Genomic DNA, 25,079 nt, shown 5'->3' with positions numbered 1-25,079 from the left:
AATGAACCGCGAAACTCAACGCTTAAAGATCATTATTATCTCAGACGGAACGGGAGAAACGGCAACGGCCATTTCACGTGCAGTTATGGCGCAGTTTAAAGAACGCGAAGTTTTTTTCACTCGCTATAAAAACATTCGTACGACTGAACAAATTGATGCCATCTTTAACGAAGCTGCTGTTCACCACGATTTAATTATCCACACAATTGTTTCTGGAAAACTAAGAGAGTATATCGCCGAGCTATCGCGCTCGACTCACGTAAGAACTCTGGATCTGATCGGTCCTGCTCTTACTGCATTTTCAAATTATTTTAATCAAGAGCCCATGAGTGAGCCAGGTCTTCTTCATGCCGTGAACGATGAATACTACCGTCGTGTTGAAGCGATGGAGTTTACTTTAAACCATGATGATGGAAGAAACTTAAATTCACTTCACTTAGCTGACGTTATTCTCGTAGGTGTTTCAAGAACATCTAAGACTCCACTTTCAGTTTATCTTTCTCAGCACGGAATTAAGGTTGTAAATATCCCTCTGATTAAAGATCAGCCTCTGCCGACAGAGTTATTTGAGGTCGATCAAAGAAAGATTTTTGCGCTGACAATTGACCCTGAAATGTTGAGAGAAATCAGAAAGAACCGTCTGCAAAGATTAGGGGCCGAGAAGCACCAGGGCGACTATGCTGAACACAACAAAATTGTTGAAGAAGTTGAATGGGCAACCCAGTTGTTTAAAGAAAATAAACGCTGGCCGGTTTTTAATGTGACTGATAAGGCACTTGAAGAGACTGCTGCCGATATTATGAAACTTTTAAGCATGAGAAAAAATAATATTTTCAAACAAACGAAAGAATAGTCCTTTGGACTATTCTTCGTATGATCATAATTTTTAGTTTTTTGAGTTTGAGAGAAAATCCTTAAAGGAATTCACATAAATCAATAGATTGATCTTCGCGCTTGATGTTGATTTCGATCTTACGTTCGATATCTTCACCTGCTTTCTTAAAGAAGACTTCATAGCTTGCTGGAGCAAGGCTTCCGTATTCATCCAGGTTAAGTGGGAAGGCCACACCAAATTCTTGTCTCATTGGTACTGGACTCACTCTCTTTTCACCATAGATTTCAAAACGTAATTCCCCTCTCGCACTACACTCTGGAGAAGTATAAACATATCCATAAGCGATTGCTGGAGTCTCTGGAATTTCCACTTCAAACGTAGAATTATTTCCTAAGTTCATTTCTTTAATAAAATGCTTTCTTCCTTCAATCTGAATTCTCACAGTAAACGGTTTTCCAACCGGAACCATCACAGAATTTAACAGGTCAACATCAGATCTCGTTCCATTAATGAACACTTGCATCTTCTGCTTGTCAAAATGGGTCAGCATCATCTTTGCTGTTCCACTCAGTTCTTCAGTGGCCGCAGTCTGTGCTGCTGGTACTCTGCTCTTGTCATGAATAGCTTTCGGTTTTGCAGTTTCAACAACTGCTTCCATTTCTGGTTCAGCAATAAAGCTTGTGTAGAAATAGAATCCGCCACCAAACAAGAACGCCAGCATCGCTGCATAAGTTCCAATTGATGTTTTTTGCTTACCAAGATTTTTAGTATCAGTCTTGATAACTTTCGTCGCTTCTTTTTTAATATTCGCTGACGTAGCTGACGACGATTTAGTTCCCGCACCTCTTTTCAGGTTGGTCATCGTACTGTCATTGATATCAGCAATTCTTCTAGACATTGTGCTGTCTTCAGAAGAATTCGTCTTATCTTTTGGAGCAACGGCCGATTTCTTTACAGTAATCGTATTTTTCTTTTTCTCAGTTTTTTCAAAACCAAAATCAAGGATTGCTTCTTTTTTAATCGCTGGAGACTCTACGGCAGAATTCGCAGGAGATCCACCAGAAGTAAACTCTGGATTATTAGATCCACGCTCTACTTCTTTTCTCATGTCATCTAAGAAAGGCTTGATGTCGATTTTACCGAACTCAAACATTTTCTCACGGTCTTTTTTAATTTCATCTCTGAATAATTCCTGAGCGAAATAAGAAAGATCGGTAGCATTGAAGTCTGGATACTTAGCGTATAAGAACTTCATAAGTGCACGGTTCATCTGGTCTAGATTTTCGTAGCGCTTAGATCTGTTTTTGCTTAGTGCTTTTAATACGATTTCATCCAGCTCTTTTGGAACGTTTGGATTGATCGATGAAGGCACAGGAATTTTACACTCCTGAATTTTCTTAAGTACTGCAAGATCGTTATTTTCTTTGAATAACTTTCTTGAACATAACATTTCCCAAAGAGTGATTCCTAGTGCGAACTGGTCGTATCTAGCATCAAGCTCTAACCCTTCAAGATATTCAGGAGCAAGGTAAGAAAGTTTTCCCTTAATTGTTCCTGCTTGAGTTGATTCTGAATTTGTCTGAGACTTCGCGATACCAAAGTCGATGATCTTAACTGATCCATCGTACGTAAGCATAACGTTGTGAGGAGAGATATCACGGTGAATGATATTTGCTTCCTGCCCAGTTAATTTATCTCTGAATGTATGAGCGTAATAAAGCCCCTGACATGCTTGAGAGATAATATAAGTCGAGATTTCGACTGGGAAAACGAATTTTCTTTCTTTTAATTTATCCAGGTATTCTTTTAAGTTACGACCGTCACAGTACTCCATCGCAACGAAAAGTTGCCCTTTGTTCATACCGTAATCGTAAGTTTGAATAACGTTCGGGTGAATCAGACCAAAAGTAACTTTGATCTCGTCCATGAACATAGTCTTGAAAGCTTCATCTTTAGAAAACTGTGGCTGGACCATCTTAATGGCCACAACTTTATCCGCTTGCTCACCTAAGAAACGTGCACGGCAAATTTTTGCCATACCGCCATCGACTAGGTGGTCGAGGATAAGATAACGCCCGAAGCGTTCACGTTTAGTTTCTGATGACATTTTTAATGCTCCCGATCTCTATATCGGTAAAAAGCATTAAAAACTTAAATTTATAACTTGTTTAGTTTACGATCTTTTCGCTGAAGCCAGGGAAGTTAAAAATCAATGGCTTATTGTTCTGATCTGGGCGGCAAATTCCGTAGACTTGGTATAAACGAAGTGAGTTCATCTCAGCATCCGGGTGTTGTAAAAAGTTCTTTTTGAACGATGGAAGCTCCAGTTTTCTGTACCCAGAGTTATCCAATTGTTCATTCAAGTACGAGTACGGGAGTATTTTAGTATCCCTTGAGTAGGCCAGGACAAGTTTGAAGTCCCCGCACTTACCGATCGCTTCTAGTTCATCTTTTGAAAACCAAAAATTAAAACTAGATTGTGGAGCAATGGGCGCCAACATCAGGTCGAACTCTAAAGTCAATTCATGGTACCAAGACACGCGATTAAGCGTTAACGTTTCATACCAAGTCTTATCTGCTGCCGTTCCATTTCTTACCAGAAAAGGACCTTCTTTAACTGTATTCTTTGACAGGTTTGCACACGAAGTAAGAGTTAAAAGAGTAAGAAGTAGGATGATAGTTTTTTTCATGATTGGATCCACTCAGCAATATCGTTAAAAACAAGAAGGTTGTCTTTTTCATTATACAAGTCATGTTTCAGATTTGAATACTTCTTTTCTGACAATAATCCTTTTTTGAGACCTTTCGAGAATGAATCCATCCCTCTTGTGAGTAGGTACGGACTTTCACTTTGTAAAATCAGAGTAGGACGATCAAGAAAATAAGAATCTTGAAAAACACTCTTCATTTTTAAATTAATACATTTAAAAGTCTGAAATGTAGGTTTTCTCACAATCAGCGGGTCTTCCATATACAACCCCTGCTCTCTTGGGTGAGTCAGGACTTCTTCCGGCAGATAAATTTCCATCGGTCTGGTTGTTCTCATCAACGATTCAAGTGGATTCATTTTTTCAAGTAAAAGATTTTGAAGATTTAGTACCGGAGAATCAAAATTTAAAATAAAGTTTGAAAGAATTAACTTATCGATTTTATTTTTCAGTGATTCATCAAAACGATTAACCAGGTCAAGCAGGCTGAGTGCACCTATCCCCTGGCCTAGGGCCATCCATTTTTCACCGGGAGCTTTTTCCATGATTCTAAAAACGTGGGCCACATCATTAACCAGATGGTTAAAATGCTCAATATGCCCGCGCGTTCCTGAACTAAGTCCATGCCCCAAGAAATCCATCATCACGAAACTAACTTCCGGATAATGGGCCTTAAACCAATTCATTAAATTATAAAAACGCCCATGATAAGAGGCCAGGTCATGAAACAAAAAAACCGTGATAGGATTCTCAGTTTTTTTGTGGGCCTTTATTTTTTTAAGATAGATTTGTTGATTAGGTAAAAAAGAAGAAAAGTGAGTGACAGATGTCCCCCCACTTAACTCTTTCCATTTTAGTATTTCATCATTTTTATTAGACTGCATGGTTAAGCATTATCTTTCTAGCATCAGTCGTTAAATCGACAAACAGGCACTCTATAGACTGGTCTTTTTTGTCATAACTCTGAACCACAACTTGCACATTTTTAACTTTCATTTCACTTCCTACATAAAGTGAAGCCAGTACTGTTTTATTTTGGAATTCAATAAATGGACCTGAACCTAAAAGAAGTCCTCCTCTCACGCCGGCCTTTTTTACAAGTGTTGTAAGCGGTTGTGGGAAAGAATCAAATACCAACATCAACGGAATTTCTGTTAACGATACACTTGATAAAGCAATCCCAGTGTAATCAGGATTCACCGGTGTATCTTGCAGTTTCGTCCAGCTGCTCATTCCTGGTGAAAAAACTAATGTATGAAGATTCACACGTTTTTCTTCCAGTGCTTCTTTTAATTCCACCAATGAATAAGGCCCGTAAATATCATCAGCAGCATGTTTGCGGTCTTTACCGATTTTAAGAAAAAATAATTCTTCCTGCTCTTTTACCGTGTGCCAGTTAAAAGAAAAATGCACTTCAGGTGAAGTCTTTTCTTCTTTCTTCAACTGATCGATTTTAATTTCTCTCGTCACTTCTTTTTTTACAGGTGCTTTTAATTCTAATTTATCTTCTGCAACTAAATCTAGTTTTCTAGCTGGAGCAGGAGCAACTTCTGGAGCTGAAGTTGGTGCGGCCACTGGTGCACCTTCAATTTCCATTTCATCAAGCTTCAATTCACTCACGTCTTTTAAACGTTCCCAATTTGCGAAACCTTTTTTCCAAATATATGTATCGTTATTTATTTCACCGGTTGAAAAAAGAACTTTTAGAGCTGATACGCTCACAGGCCCTACACGCTCGCTACCTATAACGTAATACCAGTTAACCATATTAGTCTCCATCGTTCTCATCCTTATATACAATTTTCTAGTTCTATTTTAACGGTTTGAAATTACAATAAAAGGTTGAACATTTTTCCCCTCTTTAAACTAATTCTCTCAGGTATCTCAAGGAATTCGTCAAATGACCGATAGGTCTTAGGTAGACTTATGAACTAGTTAGTTGATTTCAATGGATATAGGTAAAATATGAAGCGACTTTTAAAAAGAACACTCTTTCTCACGACTTCTCTACTCGTGCTTTCATCATGCGCGAAAGAAGAATTTGCGACGAATAAAGGGAAACAAAGTTCTTCAACTAGTGAAGCGATTACCACATCAGCTAAACTTTGTGCTCAATCAACTTTGATTAGACCACAAGTAGATATCCTGATGTTATGGGATAACACTTCAAGTTTTAACTTTGTTAACAGCGCGACTAAATCATCAATGTCGAATTTAATTTCGAGTGTATCGGAAAATTTCGATTACCACGTACTTTCTGCTCCGCTTGTTCCAGCTGCCGCTGGTGGTGGTGCGAAGTCAGGCGGTTTATATGAAGCTCAACTAATTGCCAAAACACCAACTGGCATCACAGGAGCTGCTTATAATATTTTAAGAACAAAAGAAAACGCAATCGCCAGTCTTGGATTTACTCAAGGTGTAGGTTCATCTGAATCAGGTGTTGACCGCGCTTATAACGTTATTAATGAAAATAGAGGCAATGGTATTTTTAGACCTGGTGCTTATACTATAGTTGTCGTTATTTCGAATGAAGATGATAAAGCATGTAGTATGGATGCTGAAACAAATCCTTATAGTCAAATTTGTAGCTCACCAGCAGATTACAATAGATACCTAGCTCCACGTATAAACAGATTTCTTAACCTTCGTGGTAACTCTACTGCTACCAATGGTGGTCCAGGAATCTTAAATTCATCAATGATGAGATTTATTAACATCTCTCCATTAACATCTTGTGCAAGTGGTAGCTATAAAACAAACTACATGTACAAAGCGATGGCAAAAACTATGTATGAGGCACCGTATACAAACGGATGGCCAACATCAAATGATCACCTAAGCCCGGATCTTGTAGGAGCACCAGATAGTTACAACCTTTGCTCACTCGACTTCTCACACATCTTTGATGGTGTTAACACTGCTATTAAACAAACATTACTAAAACACAAATACGACTACTGGCCAATGGCCGCTTCAACAGCTTCAGTTGATCCAGATACAGTTAGAGTTATCAGATCAGATGGAAAACTTTTAGTTAACCGTAGATTTGATAACAGTGCGACTAATGGATTTGAAGTTGTTATGGATGGATCAGGAAATGCTCTGAACACAACAATCAATACTCGTTACGCTCCAACTGCCGGTGAACCATTTTCTGGAAAGCTAATCAAACTTTTTGGTGCTGAAGGAAACGATAAACTTGTTTACCCAGATTGTTTAACTGTCACATACACAGAAGTTAAATCAACATACGGATACATCTATCTTCAATACGGTGAACCAAGTGTATCAACAATTGAAGTTAGAATTAACGGTGCCGTTGTTCCACAAAACTCAGACAATGGTTGGAGTTATATGGGACTACAATATACAAATGGTCTTGATTCAAATCTAAAAGTAGCCAATCTTCCAGCAGGAACATCTTCAGGTTACTTTTTAAAATTGAATGGAACTGCTAAAAAGAGCAATACAGCTAGTAACACATTTACGATTTACTACATTTCGAAATAATTAGAATCTAAGCTTTCGCCTTCAACTCGTTCACGCGGTTGAGGGCGTTCATAAAACGCACTACCGGATACATCTTTCTCATATAATCAATGTTGATTGTCGAGCTGATCGAATTGTTTTCGCCCATGCGATACTCTCCGCAAAACTTTGCGTTCTTCGCCCCTTGAAAGTCATCAAGAGTAATTCCCAGATTGTATTCTTTGAAATGACTTACGATTTTAGAAAGTTCAATATCAACTTTCCCATCGACGATCGGAAGAGATGAACACTCCTCCATCACTCTCACCATGAACTTTTCACACTTCGAAGAAATATGAAGTTTCTTTTCATCGCGCAGAGATCTTTGCGTATTAAAAAAGACCTGGAACATTCTGAATGTATCCGGCTCGCGAGTTGATAAAACTTTTGAAGCATCCTGATCATCAACAGTCACTTCGATAATCTGCTCATCAGTTAAGAGTTGAATGAACTCTTCCATCTTCGCTTCATTGATGTTGAAAATTTCCAGCGCATACGTTTTAATTCGATTGTAATTTAAATACCATCTTCCCTCTTTGTTTTCTCCTAAACTTCTAAAAGTTAAAAAGAGAACAGAAAGAATTTTTACAACGTCGGCCGATTGAAAGAATTTATAATCAGAAGAAAAACCTACTGAGTTATTTTCAAGATTTCTTACTCTTTCGTTTGTTTTTCTCAAACGTTCTGCAAGTGTGTTAATTAAAGTTTTAAACCATGGGTTTAATCCCGCCATGGTTTTTTCTAAAGCATTGAATGAAATTTCGATGATGTCGACTGAAGTGATCGCCGCAGCTGAAACACTTCTATTTTTTGTATCCGGATCGAAGTAGGCCATCTCACCTAATACTTCTCCAGCACGAAGGACAGCTATCTCGACGAATCCTTTTCCTTTCGGACGAAATAGTCTCAGCTGTCCTTTCTGAATGATGTACATGGAATTTGCATTATCACCTTCATTAAAAAGAATTTCTCCAGGTGCTAGAGTTTTAATTCCTGATTTTTTAGCTGTCGTTGCAGTTCCAGTTGTCATCTCAATCCTTGAAGATGGCCTAAATTAAGTATTAGAGTCTTTCTAATACTAGAGCAAGTGCTTCTCCACCACCAATACAAATTGCGGCCATACCGTATTTTGCTTTTTTGTTTTCCATTGCGGTCATCAAAGTCACAACAATCCTAGTACCCGAACATCCGATTGGGTGGCCTAAGCTCACTCCACCACCGTAAATATTTACTTTACTGTGATCTAATTTTAACTCCTTCATAGCGGCCAATGCAACTATAGCAAAAGCTTCATTCACTTCGAACAAATCAATTTGATCAAGCTTTAGGTTTGCTTTAGCAAGAGCTTTATTTGCAGCTTCGATTGGAGCTGTCGTAAACCATGTTGGGTTCTGAGCGTGGCTAGCGTATGAAACGATTTTAAATTTTGCTTGTGATTTGTATTCCTCACCACCTAGAACAACTGCTGCTGCTCCATCGTTAATTGTCGAAGCGTTCGCTGCTGTAATTGTCCCGTTCTTATCGAAAGCAGGTTTTAGAGAAGGCATTTTTTCGAAGTTTGCTTTTCCCGGACCTTCATCACTAGATACTGTCGTCTCACCTTTTGGCCCTTTGATCACAACTGCTGCGATCTCAGAGTTAAAGATTCCATCTTTTTGAGCAGCTTGAGCGCGCTTGAAAGACTCAATTGAGTAAGCGTCTTGCTCTTCACGGTTAGAAAATTTTGCCGCTGCTTCTTCAGCACAGTTCCCCATTGGACGGTTTGAGTACACATCCCATAGTCCATCCCATTGCATAGAATCCTTCATAGCTCCGTCACCAAATTTAATTCCATTTCTAGAATTCATTAGTAAGTGAGGTGCCATCGACATATTTTCCATCCCACCAGCAACAACAACTTTGTTGTCTCCAGCAAGGATTGATTGAGCTCCCATGATGATTGTTTGAAGTCCTGATCCACAAACCTTGTTCACTGTTGAACATGGAACTGATTCAGGAAGACCAGCGAAGATTGCGGCCTGACGAGCTGGAGCTTGTCCAACACCCGCAGTAACAACGTTCCCCATGAAGACTTCGTCTACTTTATTGAAATCCATTTCTGCTTTTTTAAGAGCGGCCTCGATTGCAACAGCACCTAGTTTCGGCGCTGATACCGACGATAACGATCCCATAAAACTTCCAACCGGTGTACGTGCTCCAGATAAAATATAAACGCTCATGATAGTCTCCTGTCTTAATTACTTAATATTTCAAAAATTTCATCCATTAAACCATGAAAGCTGCCAGTTGGAAACATTGCAAAGCTCCCTATTTTAGGGTACAAAACAAACTCTTTTTCATTGGAGATCCTCTATGTTTTCACGTTTAGATCACGAATCAAAAGCCGTCCTTTTTCCTAAAGATTGGGCCGACGGGTTAAAACAAATCCTTCTTAATATTTATGGCGAAAGATGCATCAAAGACGAAAAAACTTTCGAAATTTTCGGTTTTTCATACCCGAACGAAGTTCTTTTAATCATCTCTTATGTCGGATTAGATAAATTCGAAAGTCCTGTGACACTATTTCTATCAAGTGACCTGACGTTAAAAACAGCAACAGACAAAATTATGGACACTATGTTTGATAGTGCCGGTGTTTTCTTCGATTCTTATTTTGCTACTGAAGAAAGTGAAGATGAGATCTGGGATGACTACGTTTTAGACTGGCAAGATGCTGAGTTTGGAAGTGATAAGATTTTCTATAAAGTGACTCGTGAAAATGTGATGCTGACTATGGAAGCTAACTTGATACTTGGCGATTTAGCTGATGAGTAGAGCTAAAAAATACAGCTGCAGCTGTATTTTTATTATTTCTGAAAAACTAAAATTTTAAGCAAAAAAAGGCTCCCATAAGGAGCCTTTTTTTATTTCATTTCTTTTATCTTAATAAATACATGTGATCAGAGAATAAACTGAAGAGTTAAGGCCTCCATAGCTAATTGTCTCTCTTACATTGGCATATACACCATCCATCGCATTTACAGTAGTAGAGTAAGCACTTAATACTTCAACATCAGCACGATAGACTCTTTTGTAATTTAGCATTTTACAAAAAAGATCTGCTCTGGATAATAAATCAGGCCTAGTACCACTTATCGCAGCTTGGTAATATTCAACGCCCTCAACTGCTAAGAAAGGAAAACCTTGAAGTGTAGGATTAATAAAAGTGTCTCCGGTCGGAGTTGGAATTTCTCCAGCGACTACTGAAAAACTAAGAAGCATGGCCATAATAATCATTGCAAATTTCATAAGCTCTCCTCAACAATCAAAAGAATAAAGTATAATAATTGAGGCAATTAAAATAATTTGCAAGATAAAACAAAAAAAAGCTCCCGAAGGAGCTTTTTATTGTTTCAATAAATTTCGTAAGCTCTTATTTAATCGTCAAACGACGGCTTAACAACTTTAGTTTCAAATGCAATATCCTGATCATCGTCAAGAACTTCATCATCATCAAATCCATCAATTTCCGTCTCATCAGTCTCGATATCAAGATCTTTAAGAACGTGGTTGAAGGCCTTATCATCAGCTAAATCCTGAATGATAGTTTCGATATACTTCATTGGGTATTTCCCAACTAGTTCTTCGATAATCTTAGCAAGGCGCCCTTCTGAAAGAATAAGTTCTTTCTTCTTCACATCTTTCCAAAGTTTAATGTAGTGGTAACGGCAGTAACCGTTTGTCGTAGACGGGTTATCACAACCACGAACCACGCACTCATCGCTTTCAACTTTGAAGAGTTCCATGCTTCTGATTGAAGCGAATACATCTTCAATCGTGAAGTCTTCAGATAACGAAAGGATTTCTTCAGCAAGGTTTTCCTTGATATCGTCATCGATTTGCGATTTGCTTTTCTTTCTTACCGGAATGATTTCTTCTTCGATGTCTTCGTCAAAAGTCATTTTAACTTTTTTCGGAGCAGCGTCTTTTTCGAAGTCATCATCTTCGTCTTCTTCTTCTACACGTCTCTTGATTGGAGTTCCGTCTTCATCTAATTCTTCTTCATCTTCAAAGCTTGAGCCTTTTTTGCCTTTTGCTTTTAGAAGTTCTTTTTCTTCTTTTTTAGAAAGTTTCTTAGGTGGTTTAGCCGCTTCTTTAGCTGCTGCTTTATCAGCTTTAGCTTGAATTTTCTCAGCTTCTTTCGCTGCTGCTTTTGCTAATTTTTCTTTTTCTTTGTTAGCTTTATCAAGTTTCTTTGTATCAACTTTAGGAGCTGGAGCAGGTGCTGCTTTCTTAGCGATAGCGGCGTGCTTGTTAGCTTTTTCAACTGACTTCGTTTTAGAAGCTTGAATCTTGTCCTGGATTTTCTTTTGTAATCCAGCTTGAGACTTGTTTTTTACTTCTGGTTTTTTAGCTACAACCTTCGTTGCTTTTGCTACTGGTTTTGCAGCAGGCTTAGCTGGAGCTTTGTGAGCTGGCTTTGCCACAACTTTCGTTGCTTTTGCGACAGGTTTAGCTGCATGAACTGGCTTTTTAGCCGTTGCTTTTGCAGGAGGAGCAGCTTTTTTTGCTGGAGCTTTTGCCACAGGCTTTTTAGCGGGTGCTGCGGCCTTTTTTGGTGCAGGTTTAGCTGGCGCTTTTTTAGCGGCCGGTTTAACAGGCTTTTTCATTCCAAGATTCTCCAATATTTTTTTTATCAATTATATAACCTTTAACAATTTTTAATTACATGCCTTTCAATTCATTAGCAGCAATTACGATTCTTTGAATTTCCGAAGTCCCTTCGTAAATTTCAGTGATCTTTGCATCTCTAAAGTGACGCTCAACCGGGTACTCTTTCGTGTATCCATTTCCACCTAAAACTTGAATCGCTTTAGTTGTGATTTTCATACAAGCTTCTGAAGCGAAAAGTTTCGCTTGAGCAGCTTCTTTAGAGTACGGAAGATTGTTATCTTTTAAGTAACTCGCGTGCATGATGAGAAGTCTTGAAGCTGCAATCTCTGTCGACATATCAGCTAACATAAACTGAATAGCTTGAAGTTCAGAAATTGGTTTTCCAAATTGAATACGTTCTTTCGAGTATTTTTTAGCATATCTAAAAGCAGCTTCTGCAATCCCTAAAGCTTGGGCCGCGATTCCAATACGTCCACCATCAAGAGTTGATAGAGCTACAGTAAACCCTTTTCCAACTTCACCAATGATATTTGCTTTTGGAACTTTTACTTTGTTCAGCCAGATTTGAGCAGTCGTTGATCCTTTGATCCCTAACTTATCTTCTAGTTTTTGAACCTGGAATCCTTCAGTCGTTGTATCAACGATGAAAGCTGTCATCCCTTTATGGTCAGTCGTTTTCGTTGTTTTTGCCATAACAATAGCAATCCCAGCGTCTTTACCGTTAGTGATGAAGTTTTTTGTTCCAGACAATTCGTAGTAGTCACCTTTGTCTTCAGCAAATGTACCTAGAGTTCCAGGATCTGATCCGGCATTTGGTTCTGATAAACAGAAACATCCAATCACTCCACCAGAAGCTAGGCCTGGAAGGAATTTTTGTTTTTGCTCAGTTGATCCGTATTTTAAAATAGGCCACATACATAGTGATGTATGTGCAGAAATAAGCACTCCAGTTGAAGCACATCCGCGAGAGATTTCTTCAACGATGATGGCATAAGACGTATAGTCCATTCCAGCACCACCGAATTCTTCAGGAATATACGACCCCATAAACCCATTTTCATAAAGTTTATTGATCAAATCCTTCGGGATTTCTCCGTCGTGATCGATTTTAGCGGCCAGTGGCGCCACTTCAGAATCAGAAAATTTAGAAACAAGATCTCTAATTTCTTTATACTGCGGGTCGTACATACTCATTTCTTTTTCCTTTTTTACGAAAAATATTATTTACCTTTAAAGCTAGGTGCTCGTTTTTCCACGAAAGCGCGTGTTCCTTCACGCATATCTTCTGATGAGAAAATCCCAGAAAATTGTCTCTTTTCTAGCTGTAAACCCTCAGCGATAGTTAAGTCAATACCTTCATTCATAACTTTTTTCGCCATCGAAACAGCTAAAGGAGAATTCATTGAAATCGCCTTTAATGTTTTCATCGCCTCTTCCATCATGGCGTCTTTGTTTGCGAAAGTTCTAACGATAAGCCCCATTCTTAAAGCTTCGTCAGCTTTTAGGTTTCTACCTGAGTAGATAAGTTCTTTTGCGTTATTTCTTCCAACAAGTTTTGCCAGACGTTGAGTTCCACCGAATCCTGGAATTAATCCCAGTTTAACTTCCGGTTGACCGAAAACTGCGTTGTCAGTTGCATAGATAAAATCACAGCTCATTGCCATTTCACATCCACCACCAAGAGCGAATCCGTTAACAGCAGCGATCACTGGAACCTGAAGAGTTTCAAAAAGAGTTGTTACTTGTTGTCCCAGTTGCCCAAGAGTGTAAGCATCACTTGGAGTCATGTCGCTCATTTCAGCGATATCAGCACCAGCGATGAAAGCTTTTTCTCCAGCACCAGTTAAGATAATCCCAAGAATTTTGTATTCACTATCAGTCTTGATATCTACTAGAAGTTCTTTTAACTCTCCTAACATTTCAGAGTTAAGTGCATTCATTTTAGTTGGACGATTGATCGTGATAGTCGCGAATCTATCTTTCACTTCAAATGTTAATGTTTGGTAAGTTTTATTTGTATTCATAGAACCCTCTTCCTGATTTTTTCCCCATGCGACCAGCTAGTACATATTTCTTTAATAGCGGGCACGGTCTGTATTTTGTATCCCCTAAACCTTCATGAAGAACGTTCATGATAGCAAGGCAAGTGTCTAGTCCGATAAAGTCTGCTAGTTCAAGCGGACCCATTGGTTGGTTTGTTCCCAGTTTCATTGCCTGATCGATATCAGGAGCTGATGCTACACCTTCGTAAAGCGCGTATACAGCTTCGTTAATCATCGGCATAAGGATTCTATTAACTGCGAATCCTGGAACGTCATTTGCTCTTACAAAGACCTTTCCCATCTTCTCAGCAACTGCTGCTACTGTATCGAACGTTTCATCAGTTGTTTCCAACCCTCTGATTCCCTCTACAAGTTTCATCACAGGAACCGGATTCATAAAGTGCATACCTGCTACAAGAGTTGGTCTCTTTGTCACGGCCGCAATTTCTGTAATTGAAATTGAAGAAGTATTTGTCGCAAGGATTGCTCCCGGCTTTGCCACTTCATCAAGCTTCTTGAAAATATCAAATTTAATTGCTTTATTTTCTGTAGCAGCTTCAATTAATAAATCACAATTTTTAAGTTCTTTCATATCATTAACTGGTGAAATTGCTTTCATAGTTTTTTCAACAAAAGCTAAGTCCCACTTTGCCTTTTCCACACCTTTTTTAAGCGTAGACTCGATAAAATCGACTCCCTTTTTCAATCCTTCTGGAGAAACATCAAATATTTGTACTGAATAACCACTCATTGCAGCTACTTGCGCGATCCCGCGGCCCATTTGCCCTGCGCCAACGATCCCTATTGTCTGAACATTTTGCATAGATACCTCGCTTCTATATAGAAAATCGCCCTAATGATACAAACCGTGGACCAGTTTCACAAATAAAACCTTGCCAAGTTTTTACAATTAGAATAAAAAATGATTCTCAATAAAATGCTTAGTGCAAAAAAGATAAAAATATCTAACGGTAGGAGTTAATTGTGGCAAACCACAAATCATCAGAAAAAAGAGCAAAACAAGATATCAAAAAGAATCTTAACAACAAGATTAACGAGTCTAAAACTAAGACTGCAGTTAAGAAAGTTAGAGATGCTATTTTAGCTGGAGATAAAAACCTAGCTGCAGATACTTTCAAAGCTGCTCAAGCTGAATTAGGGAAACTTGCTAAGACTGGTGTTATCAAAGGTAACGCTGCTGCAAGAAGAACTTCTCGCCTAGCTGCTGCTCTTAACGGATTAAAGTAATTTTAATTATTTGATTCATATAATAAAAGGCTTCCTTTTTTAGGAAGCCTTTTTTATTTTCTTTTCCATCATCACGATGTTTTCATCGGCGTTTTTAACTTTCTTGAATCCCGCCTTTTCATAAGCTTTTTGAGCTCTTAAATTCAGTACCGACGGGTCTGTGATAATTCTTGTGATTTTTTTACTCGTAAGTAACTCATCCGTGAATTCCTTCACGAACATGCTCCCCAATCCTTTGTCCACGAATTCTTCCACACCAATAAACTGGTGAATTCCGAAAGTTTTCTCATCTACAACGTAAGACTGAATGTATCCAATCGGCTTACCTTGAAGAAAGACAATATAGGGGTTTAGTTTTTTTGAAGCAATTTTGCCTTCGAAAGTTTTCTTAAAATTAGAAAAATTACCGACGGCCTTCTCAGTCCAGAATTCGCGAACATGTGGACTCGTCATCCACTCGTGCACTAAAGGGATATCTTCATGGGACAATTTTTTGAATTCGAAATTTTTAAAATTTTTCATGATATTAAGATGATATCACAAAGATGAAAGTCAAGGTTGGTACTGGACTAAATCGTCTCTAGTCGTAGCTTATTGATCAGGAGTTCATCGCTTGATTTCGCCTGGATTTCCAGCTCCGAGAAAAATTTCAAGTACTTCATGACGTCACCTCTAGACCATTTCTCACTAACAACCAAAATACTTTGGTCATATTTAGAAAGCTTCGGCTTTTGACGTAACTCCTCGGGGAAAAGTACCTTACTAAGATGCCCTTGCATAAAAGAAAACAGGGCCCTAAACCACTCGTAGTCACGCTCTTCTTTTTTTAAGATTTCAGAGAAAAAACGCTTAGGGTTTTCATTGAAAATATCAATCAACTCGAAAAAATCCCAACGCTCTTTTTTAACCAAAGACTTTAGTTCTTCGATGTTGATTTTTCCTTCGGGAAAATTCATTTTAATTGTATCGATCACCCAGAAGAATGATTCAAAATTATGTTCAAGATGATCGAGAACAAATTTTGAAACATCAGGTGGAAGATTTATTTCACGTGCCTTCTGACAAAACTGCCAAAGCTTTACGCCTTCCCAGAAGCGAGGTTCTTCAATCACAAAACCATGCACACCAGGATCTTTTGTAAGCTCGGTAAAAGCTTTATTGGTCTTAGTAAAGAAGATCAGCATAAAGCGATCAGACCAATCAATCCCCGACTCAATTAAGAACTTTAAAACGTCAGGCTTGATATTCTCACCATTGATAATCTGGATGTTATCTGTGCTGGAAAAAAATGAAAGGTTAACGAAATGCTGCTCGATAAAATCGCGAGTGATATCCACACCAGAGTATAGTGAAAAAGGAATCTCTTGTTTTGGAATGCGCTCAAGGAGAACTCTTTCCATATAAGGATCTTCAACCAGGAACGCGTAGATGCCCGATTTTTTCTTATCAATCGTCGTTGGATGTTTCGGGAGGTAATCCCATGGAAGAAGCTTAGAAAGCATTGAGAACAACCTGCTTAAACGTTTTAGCGGCATTCATCGAAGTTTCTTGTAAGCTCTTTTCAAAGATCCCTTTATTTTTTGTGAAGTTGGTTTTTCCGATAGCGTTTGACGTTGTCGTCTCACCTACTACACGAGAAAAATTTCCAGAGATATTGATCGTATCCATCAACACAACTTTCGGATTCACTTTCATGAACTGGCCTAAGTCAGTTGTTAATAATTCCAGCTCTTCTTTCGAAGGGCGTTTGATTAAAATAACTTTTAATGAAAATTCATAAGACGTTTGAACCGGGTAGTAAAACGGTGCTCGGTTACCGATAGACTCTTTAACCGTGTCATCCGTGAAGAGAGTTTGAGTGGTTTTTACAACTTCATTGTAGTGATCGCGGGATTCAATAATTCCGATTAAAACCGCGTCTGCATTGTCATTATCACCGCTAAAAACTCTGATCCCAGAATAATCATTTAGGGCGAAAACGATCTCTTTTGTCATTGGCGCAGCGAGCTCAGGAATAACTGAGCGATTCACGAACATAGGCACCGCAACAGAACGAATGTCATAACCGATTAAGGGGTTATTATTAGTATTGAAGTGGTATCCAGCACAAGAAGCTAGCGTCAACAGGCAGAGTAAAATAGAAAAAAATCGCACTTTCATGGGGTCAATGCTACCTTAAAAGCTATAAGGCTTGAACACATTTTATGCTAAAAAAACTGTCCCAATACATTCAATTTGACGGCCCTTCTCAGAATAACAAAAGAGAATCGACGCCGAAGACTCAGCAACTGTCTGAGAGCTTTGATTTTATAAGTTTAATCAAGGCCTGGAAGGAAATTGCCGGAGATAAACTCTCGCAGCATACAATTCCACTGAAAAATCAAAATGGAACTCTGGTGGTTTTAAGTAACCATTCGGCCTTTGCTAATGAGTTAAGTTTCATGGAACTTCCTTTAAAGAAAAAGATTTTTGCCAAGTTTCCCAACCTGGAAAAATCAATTCGCAATATTAAGTTCATCGTTGATAGCACTCACTTCACTAAGCAGTACACGCAGTTTGCGATGCCCACTGAAAAATTGAAAAAACAAAATGAGAATTTACTTCATCCATTTTCACCGGAATACAGACGTCTAAAAAAAGAAGCGGAAGAAATGTTTCGTGATATTGAAGATGAAGGCAACAGAGAAAAGCTTATCTCGCTTTATATCCAATCAGGAAATTACCAACCCAGTTAGTTTCAGATGTTTTTTAATCTCTTCTACTTTTAATCCTTCGCGGATAATTTCAAAATGATTCCCTCTAAAAAAAACGATGGTCGATGACCTGCCGGAAAGATTGTGTGAACTATCGCCAAAAAATTCTGCTTCAGGAGCGTAGGCCAGTTGAAACTGTTTGGCGTCCTGGAAGTTGATGATCGGTGGCTCACCTGTCAGGTTTAAGCTGGTGGTGATGAAAGGTGCTTTTAGTGTCTCACCTATTTCTTTGAGTTCCGGATGCTCTAAGCATCTGATCGATACCAGATCGCTCTTCGCTGTCACCCATGAAGGAATTGGAATACGAGAAATTTTTAAGGGAACACCAAGAGTTGATTCCAGTTTAAAATAATTGCGCAGCCACGACTTACTCATGCTGTCTGGAAAGTTAAAACTCTTACAAAGAATATTGATATCAGTGAACATGATAGACAGAGGTTTATCATCAGCAGTTCTTTTAATGGCAGCGATTTTTTTCTGGGCACTCTGAGAATGAATGCTGGCCCCGATTCCCCACACCGTATCAGTAGGATAGATGAATACACTTTCACTATTTAATTTCATAACTATACCGGAAGAGGCTTATTTAAAATTTCTTTAAAGTAGAAGAAGACGGCCACAATAATCAATATAAGGATAATCAAAATAAAAAAGATATAATTGTCGTTTCTTTTTTGAGGTTCAACGGCTTCTTTGTGATTTTCTCTGCTCGGGTCTCTTAAAGCAGCACCCTTAGCAACACTAGATTTTGTTTTTCTATCGTGAAGAAGTTTTTTGTCTTCTACTTGCGCTTGAACCTGAAGGCGCTCTTTTTTAGCGGCAGGCATCTCAACTGGGCCAGTGGCCTTCACTCCGCCTCTATCAAGTTTTAACGGAGACTCTCCAGGAGTTTTCTCAGTTAACGTTTTTTCAATTTCTTCTTTCGTTAAAGAAATGGGAACAACTCTTGTCACTTCGAACGAAAAATCATCTGCCTCTTCAAAAGGAAGGATCTCAGCGGCCTGTTCAATATCTAATGCGACTGTTCGAGTGTATTGGTGAGACAAATCGATCTTATTATCTTTATCAATCTTAGTTGAAGTCTTAAGATCATCCATATCCGGGAAGGCCAGGTCATCATCAGCAGGAAGAATGATGTCTTCTGTTGAAGTTGAAACGGGAACTTCTCTTTGAACATGTGAAGGTTTTGGAATCGGCATCGGGATCTTTGCCGATGTCAGTGCAGCCTTCAGGTCCTGGTCTCCATTTTTAAATGAAGCGTTCACTGATGAAGAAATTAAATCGATATCAGGAAATTCCAGGTCGTCTTGATTTGGAAGTTTGGTATCTTCCAGAACTGGTGCCGCTTTTTTAACAGGGGCCAGATTAGGTAATTCTAAATCATCTGCTTTAGGAACAGCAGCATTGAGCCCTACTAAATCAAGTTTAATAATCTGAGTGATGTTATTGTTTGCAGGAGCAGTATTAATAGATGTTGTTTTATCAGGGTTATCTTTTCTAGACACCACACTTCTTGATTCAGAAATGGGATTGTAACCTTGAGGAAGATCCCCATGAAGATATTTTTCAACCAGCTCTTTTTCTTTTAGCGAAAACCAGTAACCATTCCCACTCGTCACTTCGTCCATCATCCCAAGCGCGCCCTTTTGGATAAACTCCAATAGCTTTTGCTTGGCGACAGGTCCCAAGATTTGATTTTGTGCTGTTCTGATTAGCCAGTTTCTTTCCATTAAAAGAAGAACCCCATAAGACCTTTTAAGTCTTCATCATTAAATCTTAAACCGGCCTGCACCGTTGCACTGCGATCTTTTGTTCCAATTTTATTAGCTGAAGCTCGTCCGTATAGAATATTCCAGATTTGTACATCTGTAATAAATCTGATGTTAGGCCCCTTATCTTTGTCGTAATCAAATCCTTCAAGAGAGAATTTCGTTCCAAGGTTTTGCCAGTAGTAATCCACAGCAAGACCTCCGGTAGATTCGATTAAACCTCCGCGGAATCCCCAATCCTGAACGCGTCTTCCGATTTGAATGTTAAATCTGAAAGTGTCTTTTTCACGTTCTTTTTTATTTTCGTAAGTTGTTGTTCCGTTAACTGTTCGTTCAGTAATTGTTTCTGTGTCCGGCCCGATTGCTGAAGTCGTAACCCCTAAGTGGTAGTAGCGCTCAGGTGATGGGAAGATTCTTAAAGCAACTTCACTCTCTGCTCCACCTTCAGTGTTAGCTCCGGTGAAAACTGAAAGCTCCGTTCTGATCGCATCTGCTTTACCAACAAGTTTTTGTACACTTGATAACGTATCTTTAACCTGGTCAGCGATTTCGTCTTCAACTAAAAGTTTTCCGACTGTCCCTTTCCCACTCTTCACATCAGCAACAATTGAATTTAAGTCAGCAGTGATTTTTTTTGTATTAGCTAAAACTTCTTTGATATCGGCCATCGCACTGTCTGGATTTCCTTTATCAACCTGATATGCAAGCTCGTAAGAGAACGATTCTAGATTCTCAACAAGAGCGTTGAACTTCTCTTCGTTTCCGTTCATGACACGTTTAAGTGTTAACGTCGCTTCCTTTGTATTTTCTACAAGTTCAGAAACGTCAGCTAAGATTTTTTTCAGTGGTGAAGGTTGTCCTTCCGGCGCCATCGTATCTTTTAGAGTTTTTACGATAATTTTAACATCTGCTAAAACTTCAGAAGCGTCTTTGATAATGGTTTCCATTCCCGCTGCTTCTTCTGAATCAATGAAATCATTTTTTGCCAGCATATCGTGAGAGTCACCAACGTAAATCTCTAAATACTTATCACCTAGGAAACCAACAGACTTGATTCTTAGTTTAGAGTTTTTTGTAACGTTAATTTGTTTTAAAATTTCGAAAGTAATTAAAGCAGTGTTACCTTGAAGTTCGATTGCTGTAATACGACCTGCTGCAATCCCTGCAACTTTAATAGGAGTTTTTGGAAAGATCCCGGAAGCATCTTTTACAATTGTTCTATAAGTTACATACGTCCCGAATCCAGATTGATTAGACGTGATTTTAAACGACATAAACACAATCGCTGCGATTGTGGCTATTGCCAATAATCCTACTTTAAATTCATTCATTAATTAAACACCTTTAGTTTTATAGTCTCAAAAATTCCTGAACAACTTCTTTGTCCGACTTCTTAAACTCTTCAACTGGTAGATATTCAATAATCTTACCACGGTCTAAAAATGCCACATAGTCGGAAATTTCAAGCGTTGCCTTAATATCATGGGAAATAATAACCGAAGTCATCTCTCGGTCATTTCGTTTATCTTTAGAAGTTTCGACAATAAGATTGTTAACCATTTTTGTCGTGATTGGGTCCAGTCCAGTTGTCGGCTCATCATAAAGCATGATCTTCGGACTAAGTGCCAGAGCGCGAGCAAGGCCTACCCTTTTTCTCATCCCTCCGGAAAGTTCTGAAGGCAGTCGATCAAAAGACTCTTCTTTAATCCCTACCGAGAGTAAAAGGTCTTTTACGGTACTCATAATTTCTGCTTCTTTTAATGGTGTGAACTCGCGAAGTGGGAAGGCCACATTCTCGCGGGCCGTGAATGAATCGAAAAGTGCGGCGTACTGAAAAAGCATTCCGTAGTTTCTACGAAATTCTCTCAATTCCATCTGGTCAAGACTTTTTAAATCCGTTCCTAAAACTTCAACTGATCCCGATGTCGGGCTCATAATTCCTAAAATATGCTTAATTAAAGTCGACTTCCCTGCTCCGGAAAATCCCAGAATAGTTGTGATGCTATTTTTTTCGATATCAAAACTCAGTCCATCAAGGACTTTTTGTTCACCAAAGATCTTGGTAACGTTTTTAACTGATATCGCCGGATCATCAAAAGTTAACACGATAGTCCCCTAAAGAATCTTCACCAGGAAAGTTGTTAAGAAGTAATCCAAAACTAAAACAGAAACCATTCCCCAAACAACGGCCTGGTTTGTTCCGCGCCCTACACCGACTGCACCTTTTTCAACCTGGAAGCCAAAATAAGTTCCAATAACTGCAATCACGTAACCAAAAACAGTTGCTTTAATCACGCCTTGAGCGACATCTGCCACCGACATGAATTCACTTAACTTTGAAAAGAACATCGCCTCATCAATCATCAACGTGGTGGTTCCAATCAAGTAGGCCCCAAGATTTCCAATAAAAAGAAAACAAATAGAGAGCATCGGCATAGCAATCGTCGCTGCAATAATTCTTGGCACTGCAAGATACTGGATGCTGTTGATCCCCATAACTTCCAGAGCGTCGATCTGCTCTGTTACTTTCATTGATCCAATTTGTGCGGCCATAGCAGAGCCCGCTCTTCCGGCAACAATTAATCCGGTTAACACCGGAGCAAGTTCTTTGGCCAGAGAGATCGCCACGATTGACCCTACCAGGGAGTCAACGTTGATCATTTTAAAACCTAAATAAGTTTGAGTACAAAAAACCATTCCAGTGAATAGTCCTGCTAGTAGAACGATGGTCATACTTTTATTGCCGATAGCATAAAGCTGTTCAAACAAAATGCGGATACGAAACGGAGGTCTGACCATCCAATAGAATGATCTCCCCATAAACATAGTAATCAGCCCAAGGCCATCGACCATGTCTAGAATGCTACGACCGAACTCTTCGATCTTGCCTTCAAAGTATTTTTTTAATCTTGTTATCACGTGTTTAGTTTAAACGATAAACTCTCGGAACGCGAGGAAGAAGCGCGCAGAAAACTTCGTACGGAATTGTTTTTGTCTCCATACAGAATTTTTTTAAGTCGTCTTCTGTCTGTCCCCAGATCGTAAATATTTCGTGAGCAGTAATTTTGCCGATAGCTTCTTTTGGAAAGAACACGTGAGTCATATCCATGCTGACTCTCCCAATGATCGTTCCTTCAAAACCTTTGTGATATAAATGCGCACCCGAATAGCGATTGAAAAATCCATCGCCGTAACCAATCGCCAGGATGGCAATCAATCCATCTTCTGGACAAGGTGTTGAATTGTATCCAACCACATCACCTTTTTGAACTTCAAACACTCGAAGGATGTAAGTTTCCAGCTTCGATACCAACTTACCTTGAAAGCTCCCTGGAACTCCGTCATTTAATGAACTAGGCCCGTATAACATCAGTCCTGGTCTTGCGTGAGTGTCTCCACTATTTTCACGAAGGCCGGTTTTTTGTTCGATACTTCCAGAATTTGATTGAGATGTTCTCTCCAAAGTAATTCCCGCATCGCGGAAAAACTTTTTAATTTCTTCGAAACGAGTTCTTTGTAAAACGTTTGTTTGATTTGCATCCATGCCAGCACTCGCATTAGCGTAGTGACTGATCAAATGGTGAACACTGGTGCGACCATGTTGTTTTAGACGATTCACAATTAATGGTGCGTCGTTAGGATCAAGCCCCAAGCGATTCATCCCCGTATTGAACTTTAAACAAATCGGAAAATTTCTCAGCTCTGGAGTGTGCAGGATATAATCCAGCTCACTGACGTTAGAAATAACCGGGATAATTCTACGCTTTAAATAAATATCAACATTTTCTAAAAGCTCTAACTGAATATCTGAAAAAACATAAATATCAAATTCAAGTTCATTCAACTCTTCACGAAGTTTAAGCGCTTCACCGATCGTCGCACACCCGAATTCACGGATGCCCAGTTCAGTAATCGCGTAACGAGCGATGGGAATCATCCCATGGCCGTAACCATCCGCTTTAATCATAAAGAGGATGTTGGTGTTGGGAGTAATTTTTCTGATCTGGTTAACGTTATAAGCAAGATTATCGAGATTAACCACTAAGCGGCTTCTAAATTTCATTTAATTCCTACATGTCCAAACTTGTTTTTGGTTCAACAAAAGTCCAGGCCTTTTTCTGATCTTTGGTATTTTCTCTCACTTCGTGTTCTGCCTTTAAGACTTTCGACAGATAAGCGTGAGCTGAAAGTGGCGACATCGTCACCTTCGGTTGGATCAATTGAGCAAGAACACCTTCGGTGTCTTCAAAATATTTCCAGTACTGAAAACGATTAGCAAAATCTTTTAACTGATCAAAAAATACATCGAGGTCAGATGCTTTAACTAAAAAGCCAATATTCCCTACTCCGTATTCAAAGAATCTAAAATCAGTGCGCGACTGAATTTCCAGTTTATTGATAAATTCTGTTGAGAAGCGATTCCAGAAAAAACGGTTTCCACCTTTTTTCAAAACTACTTGTATTAAACTTGCCAGGTCTAAGTCCACCAGGCGCATATCATTTAAATTTTTATTCGCTGTCACTTCACTTACAGTCTGACCAAATAAAAATTGATCGATGTAGCTCATTGCTTCGAAAGCTGAACTAAATCTTCTGTCAGTGTTAATCGGTGTGCTTAATTTATTTTTGAAAGTTGCATAGAAGCCATTTAAATAAGCTTCTAATAAATTCCAGTCAAAGTTGTTATAGAAAGTTTCATTCTTTGCTTTGATGAAAATCATTTTTTCAGGTTTGCCTTCCGATCCCTTGATTAAGAGAGATACTAAATCTCCCCCCATGATATCAACAGTCACTTGCGTGGCCATATTCTGAGCAAACAGTTCAATCCCGTTTATACAGGCCTGACCTAACCACAAAGAAGGAATATTTCTAAATTTCTGAACATGAGAAATCGGAGAAATTAATTTCTGTCCGTTAAAGCTCAGTTCTAAAAAAGCAAACTCATCAATTTCATCTACACCGTGAAAAACTTTTTCCAGTGCTCTAAAAAAATCTGTTTCAAAACGATACTTTTCAAATTCAAGACAAACATTCTTTACCATCGACTGATAATTATCGGCGCGCTCTTCTTCACGAAGGGCGATCTCAAGTCTTTCGATCTGCTCTTTTTGAGCAACCGTCGTCACTTTCAGCATATGATAGTGCTGCTCAAGAGCAGACACTTTATTTAATCTTTTTAAAATTGCTTTTAGTGGACCTTCGTAATTCGTCGACTGCTTTAAAACACCAAGGTGATAAAAATGATGAGTCGAAACTAGTAGAGGTTCTGTGTTGGGAGTGTAATAAAAAAGTAATGGCATTTCTTCTGCCATAACGGCCGGGTGATTTCGAAGCACAAGGTCGCCTTCGCTCATCTTCTTCACGTCCACAATACAAAGCGCCGGCATACGCTCCAGAGTTCCACTCCAGAATGTTTTTAGGTCTTCGTAAAAATGTGGGATGACTCCAAGTTTTTTAAAAACCGAAGATATCTCTTTCACTTCATTTATATCAGAAAGCAAAAGTGCTACTGAAACTTTTTGGTCTATCACAACTAACCTCAT

26 protein-coding genes are annotated in these 25,079 nt (G+C 38.9%); 5 read left to right on the top strand and 21 right to left on the bottom strand.

Annotated features, from left to right (window positions below; translation table 11 throughout):
- The first annotated feature begins 1 nt into the window (after position 1).
- Complete coding sequence (locus SHI21_RS05085; protein WP_323575136.1) at positions 2–853, top strand: pyruvate, water dikinase regulatory protein; 852 nt, start codon at positions 2–4, stop codon at positions 851–853.
- 61 nt (positions 854–914) lie between these two features.
- Here SHI21_RS05085 and SHI21_RS05080 read toward each other — a convergent pair whose 3' ends face one another.
- The 4 genes from SHI21_RS05080 to SHI21_RS05065 form a co-directional block, all read right to left on the bottom strand.
- Positions 915–2,942, bottom strand: a complete 2,028-nt coding sequence (locus SHI21_RS05080; RefSeq protein WP_323575134.1) for a serine/threonine protein kinase — start codon at positions 2,940–2,942, stop codon at positions 915–917.
- Positions 2,943–3,003: 61 nt separating this feature from the next.
- The gene (locus SHI21_RS05075; protein WP_323575132.1) at positions 3,004–3,525 is read right to left on the bottom strand and encodes a hypothetical protein; all 522 of its coding nucleotides are present in this window, start codon (positions 3,523–3,525) and stop codon (positions 3,004–3,006) included.
- Positions 3,522–4,427 carry an alpha/beta hydrolase gene (locus tag SHI21_RS05070; protein WP_323575129.1) on the bottom strand — a complete coding sequence of 302 codons (906 nt, stop codon included), beginning with the start codon at positions 4,425–4,427 and terminating at the stop codon, positions 3,522–3,524. The genes SHI21_RS05075 and SHI21_RS05070 overlap by 4 nt, the downstream gene beginning before the upstream one ends.
- A complete protein-coding gene (locus SHI21_RS05065; protein ID WP_323575127.1) occupies positions 4,417–5,322 on the bottom strand; it encodes a DUF4339 domain-containing protein in 906 nt (301 codons plus the stop codon). The genes SHI21_RS05070 and SHI21_RS05065 overlap by 11 nt, the downstream gene beginning before the upstream one ends.
- 186 nt (positions 5,323–5,508) lie before the next feature.
- Here SHI21_RS05065 and SHI21_RS05060 point away from each other — a divergent pair, with 186 nt between their 5' ends.
- Positions 5,509–7,053: a hypothetical protein gene (locus tag SHI21_RS05060; protein WP_323575126.1), complete on the top strand. Its 1,545-nt coding sequence runs from the start codon at positions 5,509–5,511 to the stop codon at positions 7,051–7,053.
- 7 nt (positions 7,054–7,060) lie between these two features.
- Here the strand turns inward: SHI21_RS05060 and SHI21_RS05055 are convergent, their stop codons facing one another.
- Positions 7,061–8,101, bottom strand: a complete 1,041-nt coding sequence (locus SHI21_RS05055; protein ID WP_323575124.1) for a Crp/Fnr family transcriptional regulator — start codon at positions 8,099–8,101, stop codon at positions 7,061–7,063.
- 31 nt (positions 8,102–8,132) lie between these two features.
- Entirely contained in the window at positions 8,133–9,290 is a 1,158-nt protein-coding gene (locus SHI21_RS05050; RefSeq protein ID WP_323575122.1) for a thiolase family protein, read from the bottom strand.
- Between the two features lie 133 nt (positions 9,291–9,423).
- On the opposite strand from SHI21_RS05050, the gene SHI21_RS05045 reads away from it, so the two are divergent.
- Positions 9,424–9,885, top strand: coding sequence for a hypothetical protein (locus SHI21_RS05045; RefSeq protein WP_323575119.1), 462 nt, complete (start codon positions 9,424–9,426; stop codon positions 9,883–9,885).
- A gap of 108 nt (positions 9,886–9,993) precedes the next feature.
- Here the strand turns inward: SHI21_RS05045 and SHI21_RS05040 are convergent, their stop codons facing one another.
- From SHI21_RS05040 to SHI21_RS05020, 5 genes are all read right to left on the bottom strand, one after another.
- Positions 9,994–10,359 carry a hypothetical protein gene (locus SHI21_RS05040; protein ID WP_323575118.1) on the bottom strand — a complete coding sequence of 122 codons (366 nt, stop codon included), beginning with the start codon at positions 10,357–10,359 and terminating at the stop codon, positions 9,994–9,996.
- A 128-nt stretch (positions 10,360–10,487) separates the two neighbouring features.
- Entirely contained in the window at positions 10,488–11,720 is a 1,233-nt protein-coding gene (locus tag SHI21_RS05035) for a hypothetical protein (RefSeq protein ID WP_323575116.1), read from the bottom strand.
- Positions 11,721–11,775: 55 nt separating this feature from the next.
- Entirely contained in the window at positions 11,776–12,918 is a 1,143-nt protein-coding gene (locus tag SHI21_RS05030; RefSeq protein ID WP_323575114.1) for an acyl-CoA dehydrogenase family protein, read from the bottom strand.
- A gap of 26 nt (positions 12,919–12,944) precedes the next feature.
- On the bottom strand, positions 12,945–13,748 hold the full coding sequence (locus tag SHI21_RS05025) for an enoyl-CoA hydratase/isomerase family protein (protein WP_323575113.1): 804 nt from the start codon (positions 13,746–13,748) through the stop codon (positions 12,945–12,947).
- Positions 13,735–14,589: a 3-hydroxybutyryl-CoA dehydrogenase gene (locus SHI21_RS05020; RefSeq protein ID WP_323575111.1), complete on the bottom strand. Its 855-nt coding sequence runs from the start codon at positions 14,587–14,589 to the stop codon at positions 13,735–13,737. The genes SHI21_RS05025 and SHI21_RS05020 overlap by 14 nt, the downstream gene beginning before the upstream one ends.
- A gap of 161 nt (positions 14,590–14,750) precedes the next feature.
- On the opposite strand from SHI21_RS05020, the gene rpsT reads away from it, so the two are divergent.
- Positions 14,751–15,014: a 30S ribosomal protein S20 gene (gene rpsT / locus SHI21_RS05015; protein WP_323575109.1), complete on the top strand. Its 264-nt coding sequence runs from the start codon at positions 14,751–14,753 to the stop codon at positions 15,012–15,014.
- A gap of 39 nt (positions 15,015–15,053) precedes the next feature.
- On the opposite strand, the gene SHI21_RS05010 is transcribed toward rpsT, so the two are convergent.
- The 3 genes from SHI21_RS05010 to SHI21_RS05000 are packed head-to-tail and all read right to left on the bottom strand — an operon-like array spanning position 15,054 to position 17,174.
- Entirely contained in the window at positions 15,054–15,536 is a 483-nt protein-coding gene (locus tag SHI21_RS05010; RefSeq protein WP_323575107.1) for a GNAT family N-acetyltransferase, read from the bottom strand.
- A 47-nt stretch (positions 15,537–15,583) separates the two neighbouring features.
- Positions 15,584–16,516, bottom strand: a complete 933-nt coding sequence (locus tag SHI21_RS05005; RefSeq protein WP_323575105.1) for a hypothetical protein — start codon at positions 16,514–16,516, stop codon at positions 15,584–15,586.
- Positions 16,506–17,174 carry a hypothetical protein gene (locus SHI21_RS05000; RefSeq protein ID WP_323575103.1) on the bottom strand — a complete coding sequence of 223 codons (669 nt, stop codon included), beginning with the start codon at positions 17,172–17,174 and terminating at the stop codon, positions 16,506–16,508. The genes SHI21_RS05005 and SHI21_RS05000 overlap by 11 nt, the downstream gene beginning before the upstream one ends.
- A gap of 44 nt (positions 17,175–17,218) precedes the next feature.
- Here SHI21_RS05000 and SHI21_RS04995 point away from each other — a divergent pair, with 44 nt between their 5' ends.
- Positions 17,219–17,749 carry a DUF721 domain-containing protein gene (locus tag SHI21_RS04995; RefSeq protein WP_323575101.1) on the top strand — a complete coding sequence of 177 codons (531 nt, stop codon included), beginning with the start codon at positions 17,219–17,221 and terminating at the stop codon, positions 17,747–17,749.
- Here SHI21_RS04995 and SHI21_RS04990 read toward each other — a convergent pair.
- From SHI21_RS04990 to SHI21_RS04960, 7 genes are read right to left on the bottom strand one after another with little or no spacing between them, the layout of a single operon-like run.
- A complete protein-coding gene (locus tag SHI21_RS04990) occupies positions 17,726–18,331 on the bottom strand; it encodes an L-threonylcarbamoyladenylate synthase (protein WP_323575100.1) in 606 nt (201 codons plus the stop codon). The two genes, SHI21_RS04995 and SHI21_RS04990, sit on opposite strands and share 24 nt — an antisense overlap.
- Positions 18,332–18,333: 2 nt before the next feature.
- The gene (locus SHI21_RS04985) at positions 18,334–19,497 is read right to left on the bottom strand and encodes a hypothetical protein (RefSeq protein WP_323575099.1); all 1,164 of its coding nucleotides are present in this window, start codon (positions 19,495–19,497) and stop codon (positions 18,334–18,336) included.
- On the bottom strand, positions 19,497–20,867 hold the full coding sequence (locus SHI21_RS04980) for an MlaD family protein (RefSeq protein ID WP_323575098.1): 1,371 nt from the start codon (positions 20,865–20,867) through the stop codon (positions 19,497–19,499). The genes SHI21_RS04985 and SHI21_RS04980 overlap by 1 nt, the downstream gene beginning before the upstream one ends.
- A gap of 19 nt (positions 20,868–20,886) precedes the next feature.
- On the bottom strand, positions 20,887–21,642 hold the full coding sequence (locus SHI21_RS04975) for an ABC transporter ATP-binding protein (protein WP_323575097.1): 756 nt from the start codon (positions 21,640–21,642) through the stop codon (positions 20,887–20,889).
- A 9-nt stretch (positions 21,643–21,651) separates the two neighbouring features.
- Positions 21,652–22,455, bottom strand: a complete 804-nt coding sequence (locus SHI21_RS04970; protein ID WP_323575096.1) for an MlaE family ABC transporter permease — start codon at positions 22,453–22,455, stop codon at positions 21,652–21,654.
- 4 nt (positions 22,456–22,459) lie between these two features.
- Complete coding sequence (gene alr, locus SHI21_RS04965; protein WP_323575094.1) at positions 22,460–23,599, bottom strand: alanine racemase; 1,140 nt, start codon at positions 23,597–23,599, stop codon at positions 22,460–22,462.
- 7 nt (positions 23,600–23,606) lie between these two features.
- Positions 23,607–25,079, bottom strand: a complete 1,473-nt coding sequence (locus SHI21_RS04960; RefSeq protein WP_323575093.1) for a hypothetical protein — start codon at positions 25,077–25,079, stop codon at positions 23,607–23,609.

This window comes from Bacteriovorax sp. PP10 (assembly GCF_035013165.1).
Lineage (GTDB): Bacteria > Bdellovibrionota > Bacteriovoracia > Bacteriovoracales > Bacteriovoracaceae > Bacteriovorax > Bacteriovorax antarcticus.
This window is presented reverse-complemented; position numbering and strand designations above follow the sequence as displayed.